Origin of the sequence: Micromonospora sp. NPDC049048 (assembly GCF_043197615.1) — a bacterium.
Classification (GTDB): Bacteria; Actinomycetota; Actinomycetes; order Mycobacteriales; family Micromonosporaceae; genus Micromonospora.
This window is the reverse complement of the sequence record NZ_JBICTM010000006.1, coordinates 447,086-459,622: the sequence shown is the minus strand read 5'-3', so window position 1 is coordinate 459,622 and position 12,537 is coordinate 447,086. Positions and strand designations below refer to the sequence as shown.

The window sequence follows — 12,537 nt, the reverse complement described above, 5'->3', positions numbered from 1 at the left end:
GAGGGTGCCGAGAAGCGCCCACGGCGGGCGAAGCCGGCGCCCGCGGTGCTGTTCCAGCCGCCTGCGGCCGATCCGCCGCTGCCCCGCCAGGCCGTTGGTCCTGCCGACCCGGCTTCGCGGAAGCGGCCTGCGCGGGCAGGGAAGAGCGACGGGAGTGACGTCCCCCACACCGGTGACCGCGTGCCCGTCGTACCCGGGGACCAGCCGACGTCTGCCGCCGACCCGTCCGCCCCGGAAAGCACAACCGCCGACGACGTGCGCAAGGAGCCCGTGCGCAAGGAGCCGGTACGCAAGGAGCCCGGGAAGAAGGTGCCAGAGAAGAGAGCGACCGTGAAGAAGGCCACGCCGGCCGCGCGGACCGAGCCCGCCCGGAAGACCACTCCCGGGGCGAAGGCCACGCCCGCCCGGAAGACGGTCCCCGCAAAGAAGGCAGTGAAGAAGGCCGTCCCGGGACGTACGCCAGCCCCGGGCACCGACACCCGGACCGAGATGGCGGGCGCACCGCTGGTGCGTACGCCGGAGAGGGTCCTTCGGCTGGCCGCCGCGCGAATGGTCGAGCATCCCGCGTTCGCGCCGGAGCTGCTGGCCCTGGCCGCTGTCGAGGTGCTCGGGCCGCGCGCCGGCGACTGGGCACAGCGGCTTCGGGAGGCGTACCCCGATGCGGGTGCCGACGGGCTGGCGCGGCTCGTGACCCGGCGGTTCGTCCGGCAGGCCGGCGCAGGTGGGGCGACCGCCGCGCTGGCGGGTCTCTTCGCGCCGCTGGCCGAGTTGGCGGCCGTCCTGTGGGCGCAGGCCAACCTGGTGCTGCACCTGGCGGCTGCGTATGGCCGGGACCCTGCCGATCCGGACCGGGCGGTGGACCTGCTGGTGCTGACCCGCGTGCATCCGGACGCCGAGAGCGCGCGGGAGGCGTTGACGGCGGCCCGGTCGATGGGGGAGCCGGACGCGGCGGGTTGGCCCCGGGCGGCGGAGGCCGCTTGGCGGCTGGCGGCGCCGCTGGTCGCGCAGGCGGGCGGCTGGCTGGCGCTGCGGCTGGCGTCCCGGCTGCTGCCCGGCGCGGCGGTGCTCGCGGCGGCGGCCGGTGACACGGCTGCGGCCGAGCGGCTCGCCGCCCGCGCGGTCGCGGCCTACCGGCAGCGGCCCGCGCCCCACTGACCGACGACGCCCCGCACCACGCTGGGCCCCGGCACCTGGCACCCGGCGTCAGAGCCAGTCGAACCACTCGCGGGGCAGCAGGGCGTAGCCGACGAAGGCGACCACGTCGAGCAGGGTGTGCGCGACGACCAGCGGCATGACCCGGCGGGTGCGCAGGTAGAAGAGGCTGAACACGACGCCCATGACCACGTTGCCGACGAAGGCGCCGAAGCCCTGGTAGAGGTGGTACGAGCCGCGCAGCAGCGCGCTCGTCGCGACGATCGCGCCGATCCGCCAGTTGAGCTGGCGCAGCCGGGTGACCAGGTAGCCGACGACGATCACCTCCTCCAGCACCGAGTTCTGCACGGCGGCGAGGATCAGCACCGGCACCGTCCACCAGAGTTCGGGCAGCGCGGCCGGGACCAGCGTGGCGTTGACGCCGAGCTGCGCCGCCGCCCAGAACAGCGCCAGGCCGGGCAGGCCGATGAGCGCGGCCAGGCCGGCGCCGCGCGCCAGGTCCTGGCCGGGCCGCCGGGCGTCCAGGCCGAGCGTCCGCGCCGGGTCGCCGGGGTCCCGCGCCAGCAGGTGTACGGCGAGCAGTACCGGCAGCAGCGCGAAGACGATCCCGAGCAGCTGGTACGTCAGGTCCAGCCACGGCCGGGGTGACGCCGACGTGTTGAGCGCGGCGGTCTGCTTCGACAGCGGCCCGTCGGCGGTCAGCTTCGCGATGATCGACACCGTCGCGTAGACGGCGGACTGGCCGAGCGAGAGGCCGAGTACGAGCAGCGTCTCGGTGCCGAGCATCCGGCGGGTCGCCGGGCGTTGCAGCTCAACGGTCACCGCACCACTCTGCCCGACGTTCCTCGGGGTGGGGCCGGCGGCCGCACCGACTTCCACGGGCGGGGGCACCGCCCGAACGAGCCTCACGAGCCGATCGCACATTCTGTGCGACCGGTCGACACGCTCCGTGGACATTCTATGGGTGCCCGATCCGCCGTCAGGAGAAGGAGCGCGCCCGTGGACGACTTCGCAAGGCTGCTGAAGGAGAGCTGGACCCTGGTCGAGGAGCACCGGGAGCGGCTGAGTGGTCACTTCTACGCCCGGCTCTTCCTTCTCGACCCTGAGCTGCGCAAGCTCTTCCCGGTGGAGATGACCGGGCAGGGCGACCGGATCCTGGAGGCGATCGTCACCGCCGCGCAGACGGTCGGCGACCCGGAGAGCTTCGACGAGTACCTGCGCTCGCTGGGTCGGGACCACCGGAAGTACCACGTCGAGGCGGCGCACTACGAGACCATGGGCGTCGCGCTGATGGACGCGCTGCGCAGCATCGCCGGCGACGGCTGGAACCTGGAGTACGACCAGGCGTGGCGGGACGCGTACGCGGCGATCACGGAGAAGATGCTGGCCGGGGCGGCGGCCGACGACAACCCGCCGTTCTGGCACGCGGAGGTGCTGACCCACGAGCGGTACGGCAGGGACACGGCGGTGCTGACCTGCCGGGCGTTGCAGCACCCGCTGCCCTGGCGGGCCGGGCAGTACGTGAGCCTGGAGGTGCCGCGCCACCTTCCCCGGGTGTGGCGCACCTACTCGGTGGCGAACGCCCCCAACGACGACAACGTGCTGGAGTTCCACGTCCGTACGCCGGAGGGCGCCGGCTGGGTGTCCGGGGCGCTGGTCCGCCGGGTGCGGCCGGGCGACCTGCTGCGGGTGGCGGCGCCGATGGGCTCGATGACCCTGGACCGTTCCTCGGAACGGGACATCCTGTGCGTGGCGGGCGGCGTCGGCCTGGCTCCGATCAAGGCGCTCGTGGAGGAGCTGGCCAGCTACAACCGGACCCGCTGGGTGCACGTCTTCTACGGCGCCCGTACGGCGGCGGACCTGTACGGCCTGGCCGGGCTCCAGGAGCTGGTGGCCGCGCACCCGTGGTTGTCGGTCACTCCGGCGTGCAGCGAGGATCCCGACTTCGACGGCGAGCTGGGTGAGGTCCCCGACGTCGTCAGCCGGTACGGCCCGTGGACGGCGCACGACTGTTACGTCTCCGGTTCGGCCCGCATGGTCCGGGCCACCCTCCGGGTCCTCGCCGAGGACGGCGTCCCGCCGGAGCACACCCGCTACGACACCTTCGGCAACCTCTAGGCATTCCTCCCCCCGAGCCGGGGCGCGTGCCCCTGCCCCCTGGGGCACGCGCCCCGGTCCCCCGTACGGGCGGACCGGCACCGCCCCGCACGACCACGTCCGCCCGGCCGTCCTTCCCACCCGCGCGGACGTGGTCGTGCCGCCGGGGACGGTGTGCGGAGGTCGGTAGCGTGTGCGGAGGTCAGTAGCGCCAGGGCCGGCCGGTCTCGCGGTACTCCTCGACCGGGACGAGCGGCACCCCCGGTGTCATCCGGTCGACGTAGAGCCGCCCTTCCAGGTGGTCGATCTCGTGGGCGACGAGCCGGGCCATGCCGAACTCGAACGAGGTGATGATCCGGCTGCCGTCGTACTGGGCGTGCTCCACGTCGAGCCGGAGCGGCCGGGGCACCAGGCCACGGTGGTCGAAGAAGGAGAGGCAGCCCTCGTACTGCTCGTCGCTGTCGGGGGAGGCGTCGACGACGCGGGGGTTGAGCAACACGACGGGTTCGGCCGACCGGTCGGGTGGCCGGACCACCGCCGCCGCCCGGTCGAGGCCGAGCTGCGGGGCGGCGATGCCCACCCCCTTGCGGAACGGGTGCAGTTCGTCGAGGCGGTCGAGGGTCGCGGTGAGGCGGTCGGTCAGGTCCCGGGCCTCCTGCTCCTCGCGGGGCAGGTCGAACGGGCGCGCGGGTTGGCGCAGCAGCTCGGCGCCGCGCTGCACGATGCCGATGCCGCGCATCCGGTCGCTGGGACGCACCCGCCCGGTCTCCTCCGGCTCGTCCTCCGGCTGGTTGCGGAACCGCCACTGCAACCGGTACCGGGCGTTGAGCGGGGGGTCGTCGGTCGCCCAGTCGAAGATCACCCGGTCGGCGTCCTCCTGCTTCGTCACGGGCGTGCGCAGCGGGCCCTCCTCCGCCGAGAGCGAGGTCTCCGCGCCCCAGACCTGCGGGTCGAGGGCCGCCGGAAGATCCAGTCGTACGGCCATCTGCCGGGTGGGCAGCCGGACCGCCCGCTGGAACCAGGGGCCCCACTTGTCGTGCCCGACGCAGTACGCGTACTCGATGGTGGCCCGGTCGCCGGGGTAGAGGGGGAAGCGGCGGTCGGCGTTCTCGAAGAGCAGCCACAGCTCCTTGAAGGCATCCCGGTCGTGCTTGGCCCGCCAGTGCATCGCCTCGCGCTCGTCCCCGTCCTCCCGGTGCGCCCGCAGCCGGAGTTCGGCGAAGGTCAGCGGGTGTTCCCGGTGGTGCAGGTTGGAACGCCCGGGGTCGTTGGGGTAGCGGTCGACGGCGACCCGCACCAGGTAGCGGGTGACCGGCTCGGTGCCGGCGTTGTAGAGCTGGCGCCGGATGACGCAGCGGTAGGCGTCGCCCAGGTGGGTGAGGGTGGCGAGTTCCCGCTCGACGATCAGGCCGGTGCCGGGCGGCATCCACTGCCCGGGCACGGGCGGGTCCCGGTGTGCCCGCTCGGCCCGGGCGTGGCGCAGTTCGTCGTACTCCTTGAAGCGCTGCCAGACGGCGCCGCCGGCCTCCAGGACGGCCTCGGCCCGGCGCGCGAAGTCCTCGGTGGGACGGTGCCGCCGCCCCTCGACGTGGCTCACGTACGACGGGTCGAAGCCCATCAGGATGGCGAGCTGCTTCTTGGACAGCCCCCGCCCCGTGCGGTGCCGGGCGATCTCGGCAGCGAACGAGTCGGCAGCCCGATCGAGCGGTGAGGTCATCAGCCTCCTCGTGGCCGGGAGTATCAGTTTCACGTTCTGTGGCGACGCACACACGGAACTGGCACCTTGTCGACACGATCCTTGACATGAAGCGATGTTTGTCGATACTGCGGCGGCGTTTTCCGCCCCGACGACCGGGTAGCACGCCGCAGGCGGGACAAAGTTGCCGGCACCCGGGGATCCGGCAGAGCCGAGGCTTCCCTTATCTCGTCAGGTGTGGTTAGGCTAGCCTTAGTATGGGACGGGCCACGGCCCGCCGACGGCTGACGACGGGGTGGGTGAGTCCAGTGACAGCGGTGATGCCGGAGCAGGATGCCGCCGCCGCGCCGCTGGCCCCGGTCACCGCCGCCATGCGGGCGATGTTCGGCACCGACGACGTGCCGGGTCTCGCGCGCGGCCTGCTCGTGCACGACGAGTTCGGCTGGCAACAGGCGACCTCGCTGGTCGACGGCACCCTCCTGCCGCAGTTCCTGCACTCGGCCAGCTCGCGCTGGGGCGGCACCCCGCACGCGTGCGCCGCGCTGGCCTGGAAGTCGTACAGCTACTGGACGGCGCTGCCCGTGGTGCTCGGCTGGGCCTCGGCCCGGCGGGTCCCGCTGCTGGACCCGGCCGACGTGCTGATCCACTTCGAGGACCACCGGCCGCTGCTCACCATGGGCCTGCGTCGCTCGACCACGGTCGCCGTGCTGCCGAGCGACCCGCTGGCGCTCACCGGGCTGCCCGAGTTGCGCGTCGTCGCGGACGAGGCGGAGCTGCTCCAGACGCTGCGGGCCACGCTGCTCGACGCCCACCTGGCCCCGATGGTGGCCGCGATCCAGGCCGAGGTCCGGATCGGCGCGCGTACCCTGCTCGGCTCGGTGGCCTCGGGCATCGCCCACGGCATCCTGCGGGCCGCCGACGGCCTGCCCGGCTCGTCGGTCGAGACGATCGACACGCTGCTCGGCACGCTCGGCCTCGCCGACCTGGTGGAGCTGGTCCCCGGCGCGAACGGCGAGCCCACCGTGCAGCGGCGCACGTGCTGCCTGGCGTTCACCCTCCCCAAGCCCAAGATCTGCCAGGGCTGCTGCGTCCGCCAGGGCTGACCGCGCGCGCCCGTTCCGAGGGCGACCTGCGCAAGGACCGACGCACGCCCGCCTCTCCCCCACCGTCCGGACCGCCCGGCGAGACCGTCAGTCGGTGAGCGGACGGACGTCCCAGAGCCAGACCCCCGCCGTGTACGTGGGGCTGATGCCGGTCAGCTCGGTCATGCCGCGCCGCAGCGCGTCGGCCTGCCGGTGCGGCCCGAGCACGACCGCGCCCGCCCGCCAGTACCGCAGGTCACCGACCGCGTCGACCCGGGCCTGCGGGGTGATCGGCGGCACCGCCCCGGTCCGCCGGATCTCGGCGAAAAACTCGCTGGTGGGGCGGGGCGGGGCGGAGAAGAGGGCGACCCGGTCACGACCGGGCCGGGTGTCCGGGCCGAGGAAGTAGCCGCGGGCGATGGGCATGTCCAGCCCGGTCCGCGCCGACCAGCGCAGCGGGTCGGCGTAGTGGGTGTCGGGCAGCGGCAGGGTCACGACGCTCCGCCCGCCCTGCACGTACGGCCGCCAGGCGCCCGAGGTGACGAAGGCGGGCACGGGGTCCAGCCGGGTGGTGGGCAGCGGGGTCGGCAGGATCGGCAGCAGGGCCATGGCCAGGATCGTGACGGCGGCGAAGCGGATCTGCGGGCGCGCCCGTGGGTGCCGGGCGGCCAGGGCGCGTACGTGCTCGGCCCCGTACGCGAGCAGTATCCCGACGATCGGGGTGATCGCCAGCGCCCACCGGGTCGGCACCACCGAGTGCAGGACGGGCAGGTTCTCCAGCGCCGCCCACGGGCCGGGTATCCCGGTGCCCTCGCCGTGGAGCTGCACCTCACGCCCGAGGGAGAGCAGGCCGAAGAGGAGCGCGAGTACGGCGAGGCCGCGTACCACGACGTTGCGGCGCAGCCACCAGAACAGGGCGACGACGAGCACCACCAGCGGCCAGCCGAAGAAGGCGTTCTCCTCGGTGGGGTTCTTCGCCAGCCCCTGCGCGCTGCGGGCGTCGCCGGCCAGGGACTCCCGCGAGTACGCCACGAAGGACGCGAGGTCCGTCGAATAGCCCCGGATCAGCCGGGGCAGCCCGTTGTAGGCCCCCGGGCCGAAGAACTGCACGTAGAGCGGGTACGCGAGCGCCACCAGCGCCACGGCGGCGGCCACCGCCAGTCCCGCGAGGAACGGCCGGGACCGGCGGCGCAGCTCGGGCCGGCCGAGGGCGAGCGCGGCGACCACCACGCCCAGCCCGATGGCCGTCATCAGCAGCACCTCGAGGTTGAGGAAGGCCTGCCACACGACGACGAGCGCGAGGAGCAGGCCGTTGCGCAGCCAGCGGCCCGGCTCGGCGAGCCGCAGGGTGCGCCAGACGATCAGGGGCACCACGTACTGCGAGACGATGTTGGGGTGCGCGTTGGCGTGCGAGATCATCGCCGGGGCGTACGCGCAGAAGGCGGCGCCGAGCCAGGCGGGCCCGCGACTGCCGACGACCACCCGGGACAGCAGGAAGTACCAGGCCGTCGCCGTGGCGATCATGCCAAGCGTGAGAAAGAGCAGAAACGACGCGCGGGTACCGATCAGGAGTGTGACGGGCGTCATTGGCAGAGATACGGATAATACGGACGTATTTGCCATGAGATTGACGGTCTCGGGAACGTTCATCTGGCCCGAGGTGAATGGATCAACAAAATCGGTCACCACACGTGCGCCGTGCGCCATCATCCACTCGAACTGCGACTGGTCCGTACGGTTGTCCCGGATGCCGTGCGACGGACGCAACCAGAGCCGGGCGGTCACCCAGAAGCCCAGTACGACGAAGCTCGCCACCGCCAAGGCGTCCGTCCACCACCCCTTCCAGGGGCGTACGCCCCGGTCGGGCGCGCCCGCCGACGCCCCGGGCCCTGATCCGCCGGCAGGGAGGCCCGATTCAGGAGTAGTCATGACGATTCGTAGGGTAGTCAGGCCAAGGCTCCGCCGTGACATGTTTCGGGGTACTGGCGTACCATGTGCCGGGTTCGCCGACCGCCGATCACGTGCCCACCCCCGACCCCCATTTCGGCCACCCCGGGTGCCCCGATTTTTCTGCCGCCACTGCGGATGATTCACTCGGTCGGTCCAGGCGCGGGTCGAGTTCATACCGTGAGGAATCGACGCATGGCAGAAATCACTGGGGATCAGCGCGTGCAGTCGGAGGTCCTGGAGGGCCTCGCGACAGCGGTCAACCACCGTCGCTGGTTCGTCGAGCTGGCCCTGCCGTACCTCGGTGACAACCCGATCGAGATCGGCAGCGGGCTCGGCGACTACGCGCTGGAGTGGGCGGAGCACCTGCCGCGCTTCACCGCCACCGAGGCGGACCCGGACCGGCTCGTCTCGCTGAAGGAGCGGCTGGCCGACCAGCCCCGCATCGAGGTCCGGCAGATGCTGCTGCCGCACTCCGACCGGGGTGACTACAGCGCCGCCGTGTCGTACAACGTGCTGGAGCACATCGAGGACCACGTGGGCGCGCTGCGCAGCATGCGCGACCTGGTCCGGCCGGGCGGCAACGTCATCATCATCGTGCCGGCGTTCCAGTTCGCGATGAGCCCGGCCGACATCGCCACCGGCCACGTACGCCGTTACACCAAGAAGACCCTGGCCGCCGCGATGACCGACGCCGGCCTGACGGTGGAGAAGATCCACTACGCGAACGCGCTCGGCCTGATCGGCTACTTCATGGCGACCAAGGTCTTCCGGCTGATGCCGAAGGAGGGCCCGATGGTCAAGGTCTACGACACCCTCGTGCTCCCCGCCACCAAGGCGGCCGAGCAGCTCGTCCTCCCGCCGTTCGGCCAGTCCGTCTTCGCGGTGGCCCGCGTCCCCTCCTGATCGTCGCTGCCCGCCCGCGATCTTGCACTCGGCCCACCAGCGGCCCTTCCGTCAGGCGGGGAGTGCAAGATCGCGGCGAGGTGGGTCAGTCCTTGACCTGGTAGGTGGGGCGGATCACGGCGCGGGCCAGGGTGTGGAAGGCCAGGTTGAAGCCGACGACCGCGGGGGTGGCGTCGGGGGTGACGTCGAGGCCCTCCACGTCCAGGGCGTGCACCGCGAACACGTAGCGGTGCGGCCGGTCGCCGGCCGGCGGGGCGGCGCCGCCGTAGCCCTGCTCGCCGTAGTCGTTGCGGACCGTGAAGGCGCCGCCGAGGTCCTCCCCGGCCGCGCCGCGCGGCAGCCGCGTCACGTCGGCCGGCAGGTTGACCAGGACCCAGTGCCAGAATCCGCTGCCCGTCGGCGCGTCCGGGTCGAAGCACGTCACCACGAAACCCTTGGTCTCGGCCGGGAAGCCGGACCAGGTGAGCTGCGGCGAAACGTTGTCGCCCCCGACGCTGCCATGGGCGTACGCGGCGTCCATCGGCTCGCCGTTCTGCACGTCGTCACTGGTCAGGGTGAACGACGCAACGGTCGGCAGCAGCTCGTACGGGTCCGGGGCGATCGGTCGTTCCAGGGTCATCGGGGCGGTCCTTCCGGTGAGCGGTTTTCCTCCGCACCTTTCTTACCCCGTCGGCGCCCGCGATCGAACCGGAAGCGCCGCACGTCAGCTCCCGTACAGGCCGTGCTGTTCCCATCGGCGCAACATCGCGTAGCCCCGCTCGACCTCGGCCGGGTCCTCCGCGGCGAGATAGAGGTAGCCGGGCGAACTGAACAGGTCGACGGTCTGCGGCAGTTCGGCCCCGGGGGAGCAGCGCGCCGCGACCGCCACGGCCGCCGGCAGCTCCGACAGCCGGGCGTGCCAGTCCGCCTGCGCGGCGACGGGGACCGGATTGATCAGCGACACGTTCCGGACGGCGGCGGCCCAGCCCGGTGTACGGTCGTCGAACTGGTCGAGCGACGCCGGATCGACGAGGTGCTGGGCCTGTAGGAAGGTCTGTGACACACCGCAGAACTTCGCCACGACGTCGGGCAGGGTCGCTCCCCCGAGGCGGGCCCCGGCCTCGATCAGCACCGGCCCCCGGTCGGTGAGCATGAGCTCGGTGTGTGCCGCCGAGGACCGGACACCGAGCGCGTCGAGCACCCCGAAGACGAACTCACGGAGCTGCCGGGCCAGGGCCGAGCCCCGGTCGACCGGCTCCTCGTAGTCGTAGATGGGACCGCCGCCAGGACCCGGCCGTTTCGTGTACCGCCAGATCTCGGCGACCCGGTGCGCGCCCGCGTACGAGACCGTGTTGACGTAGAACTCGGTCCCGACGAGCCGCTCCTGGACCAGCACCCGTCGATTGGGTACGCCGTACAGGTTGGCCGAGGCCAGGACCGTGGCGCAGGCGAGGCGCACCTCGTCGGGACCCTCGCAGAACCGCACGTTGTCGGTGCCCGCGCCGTCCACGGGCTTGACGACGGCCGGGCCGGACAGGCTGGCCGCGTACCAGTCGACCGCCTGGTCCACGGACTCGAAGCACCGGCCGGCGGGCACGGCGAGACCGGCGGCGGCCACGGTCGCCGCCATCGCCGACTTGTCTCGCCGCGCGGTGACCGTGGCGATGTCGTTGCCGGGCGTGCCGAGCAGGTGGTTGAGCGTGTCGGCGAGGAGCACCCCCGGCTCGGTGCCCGCGACGACCCGGTCGACGCCGAGCGCCCGCAGCCGGTCGACGAGGAGGTCCGCGTCGGCGACGAAGCCGAGGTCGACCGCGTAGTCGCCGGGGCGGAACGTCTTCAGGTAGTAGTCGTACAGGGACTCGCCGCTGCGTACATGGACACAGGTCACCCCCCGCTCGGCCAGCGCCCGGCTCAGCGCGCTGCCGGTGGAGTATCCGTCGACGATGGCTATGGTCGGCACGCTCTCCTCATCTCCGTACGACCCGCCGTAGGGGTGGCGGGCATCAGAAGACCTTGCCGGGGTTGAGCAGGCCGGCGGGGTCGAGGGCGGTCTTGATGGCCTGGTGCACCCGCATGCCGACGGGCCCGATCTCGCGGGCGAGCCAGTCGCGTTTGAGTAGGCCGACGCCGTGTTCGCCGGTGCAGGTGCCGCCGAGTTCGAGGCCGAGGCGCATGATCTCGTCGAAGGCGCGTCGGCCGCGTTCGAGGCTGGTCGGGTCGGCGCGGTCCACCACGATGTTCGGGTGCATGTTGCCGTCCCCGGCGTGACCCACCACGCCGATCGTCACGTCGCACTCGGCCGCGATCCGTGCGACCCCGTCGAGCAGCGCCGCCAACGCCGCCCGGGGCACCGCCACGTCGTCGATGACCATCCCACCGTTGCCGTCGGGGAACGACTCCCTGGCGAACTTCTCCATCGCCGCGTGCCCCAGCCGGCGGGCCTGCAACAGGGCCGCCGCCTCCACGGCGTCCGTGGCCGTGTGGATCTCGTCGGCGCCGGCCGCCTCGCACAGCTCGGCGAGCCGCGCCAGGTCCCCTGCGGCCTGGGGCCCGGTGTCCGCCGACGCCAGCAGCAGCGCCTCGACGTCGGTACGCAGGCCCATCGGCCGGTACGCCTCGATCGCCCGCAGGTACGTGCGGTCGATCAGTTCCAGCAGGCTCGGGGTGAGCCCCTGTTCGGCGATCCGGGCGACCGCCCGGCCCGCGGCGGCGGTGGTGGGGAAGACCGCCACCATGGTCAGCGACTCCGGCGGCGCCGGCCGCAGCGCCACCGTCACCTCCGTGATCACACCGAGCGTGCCCTCGGAACCCACGAAGAGCCGCGTCAGGTCGTAACCCGCAACCCCCTTGGCGGTACGCCGACCCGTACGCAACACCTCACCCGAGGCCAGCACCACCTCCAGACCCAACACGTACTCGGTCGTGACCCCGTACTTCACGCAGCACATACCACCCGCGTTGGTGGACACGTTGCCACCAATCGTCGACATCTCCCACGATCCCGGATCCGGCGGATACCACAACCCCTGTTTCGCCACCGCCGCCGACAACGCCGCGTTCACCACACCCGGCTGCACCACCGCGATCCGGCTCACCGCATCGATCTCCAGCACGGCATCCATCGCCACCATGCTCACCACCACCGCACCGTCGACCGCGTTCGCCGCACCCGCCAACCCGGTACGCGCCCCCTGCGGCACCACCGGCACCCCGTACCGCCCCGCGACCCTCACCACCTCGACCACATCGGCCGTCCGGCGTGGACGGACGACCACCAGGGGCATCCCCGCATCGCACAGATCGGCCTCGTCCTTTCGGTGCAGCCGGAGCAGGTCGGGGTCGGTCAGTACGGCGTCGTCACCGAGCGCCGCCCGCAGGTCGTTGACGAGGGGAGATCCAGCCATGGCAGAGAGGGTACAGATCGATGTCACCCGCTCCGAAGTGCGAAAGTTGCCGCCGCCGAGCCGCCCGCGTGGCACTGGTGGAAGGGGTGTGAGCAGGCCCGGTCGATCGATCGACAGCCGTACCGGAAGATCCTTCCGAGGTTGATCGAAGTTTGTTACCGTCTACCGCCAACGAGGGCCCCCTCCTCCAGCCACGTCCCCCGGCCTGCCACATCACCCGCTCTCCCATCCGAAGATCCGCCGCAGGACGCGCTGTCCGGCCGGACACGGTGTT

General features: G+C 72.3%; 10 protein-coding genes. 4 read left to right on the top strand and 6 right to left on the bottom strand.

Going from position 1 to position 12,537, the window contains the following annotated elements:
- Nucleotides 1-180 precede the first annotated feature (180 nt).
- Complete coding sequence (locus ACGFIG_RS21735) at nt 181-1,155, top strand: hypothetical protein (protein ID WP_393005503.1); 975 nt, start codon at nt 181-183, stop codon at nt 1,153-1,155.
- A 48-nt stretch (nt 1,156-1,203) separates the two neighbouring features.
- Here ACGFIG_RS21735 and ACGFIG_RS21730 read toward each other — a convergent pair whose 3' ends face one another.
- A complete protein-coding gene (locus ACGFIG_RS21730; RefSeq protein WP_393005501.1) occupies nt 1,204-1,974 on the bottom strand; it encodes a CPBP family intramembrane glutamic endopeptidase in 771 nt (256 codons plus the stop codon).
- A gap of 177 nt (nt 1,975-2,151) precedes the next feature.
- Between ACGFIG_RS21730 and ACGFIG_RS21725 the strand changes: the two genes are divergently transcribed.
- On the top strand, nt 2,152-3,270 hold the full coding sequence (locus ACGFIG_RS21725; RefSeq protein WP_393005499.1) for a globin domain-containing protein: 1,119 nt from the start codon (nt 2,152-2,154) through the stop codon (nt 3,268-3,270).
- A 181-nt stretch (nt 3,271-3,451) separates the two neighbouring features.
- On the opposite strand, the gene ACGFIG_RS21720 is transcribed toward ACGFIG_RS21725, so the two are convergent.
- Complete coding sequence (locus ACGFIG_RS21720) at nt 3,452-4,969, bottom strand: peptide deformylase (RefSeq protein ID WP_393005615.1); 1,518 nt, start codon at nt 4,967-4,969, stop codon at nt 3,452-3,454.
- Between the two features lie 296 nt (nt 4,970-5,265).
- On the opposite strand from ACGFIG_RS21720, the gene ACGFIG_RS21715 reads away from it, so the two are divergent.
- On the top strand, nt 5,266-6,048 hold the full coding sequence (locus ACGFIG_RS21715) for an IucA/IucC family C-terminal-domain containing protein (protein ID WP_393005613.1): 783 nt from the start codon (nt 5,266-5,268) through the stop codon (nt 6,046-6,048).
- 87 nt (nt 6,049-6,135) lie between these two features.
- Here ACGFIG_RS21715 and ACGFIG_RS21710 read toward each other — a convergent pair whose 3' ends face one another.
- Nucleotides 6,136-7,956 (bottom strand): hypothetical protein, encoded by a 1,821-nt coding sequence (locus ACGFIG_RS21710; protein ID WP_393005497.1) that lies wholly within the window; start codon nt 7,954-7,956, stop codon nt 6,136-6,138.
- Between the two features lie 213 nt (nt 7,957-8,169).
- On the opposite strand from ACGFIG_RS21710, the gene ACGFIG_RS21705 reads away from it, so the two are divergent.
- Nucleotides 8,170-8,880, top strand: coding sequence for a class I SAM-dependent methyltransferase (locus ACGFIG_RS21705; protein ID WP_393005495.1), 711 nt, complete (start codon nt 8,170-8,172; stop codon nt 8,878-8,880).
- A gap of 85 nt (nt 8,881-8,965) precedes the next feature.
- On the opposite strand, the gene ACGFIG_RS21700 is transcribed toward ACGFIG_RS21705, so the two are convergent.
- The 3 genes from ACGFIG_RS21700 to ACGFIG_RS21690 all read right to left on the bottom strand — a co-directional run bounded on the left by ACGFIG_RS21700 (nt 8,966) and on the right by ACGFIG_RS21690 (nt 12,263).
- On the bottom strand, nt 8,966-9,499 hold the full coding sequence (locus ACGFIG_RS21700; RefSeq protein ID WP_393005493.1) for a YbhB/YbcL family Raf kinase inhibitor-like protein: 534 nt from the start codon (nt 9,497-9,499) through the stop codon (nt 8,966-8,968).
- A gap of 84 nt (nt 9,500-9,583) precedes the next feature.
- Nucleotides 9,584-10,819 (bottom strand): ATP-grasp domain-containing protein, encoded by a 1,236-nt coding sequence (locus tag ACGFIG_RS21695; protein ID WP_393005491.1) that lies wholly within the window; start codon nt 10,817-10,819, stop codon nt 9,584-9,586.
- Between the two features lie 43 nt (nt 10,820-10,862).
- On the bottom strand, nt 10,863-12,263 hold the full coding sequence (locus ACGFIG_RS21690) for an FAD-binding oxidoreductase (protein ID WP_393005489.1): 1,401 nt from the start codon (nt 12,261-12,263) through the stop codon (nt 10,863-10,865).
- Nucleotides 12,264-12,537 lie beyond the last annotated feature (274 nt).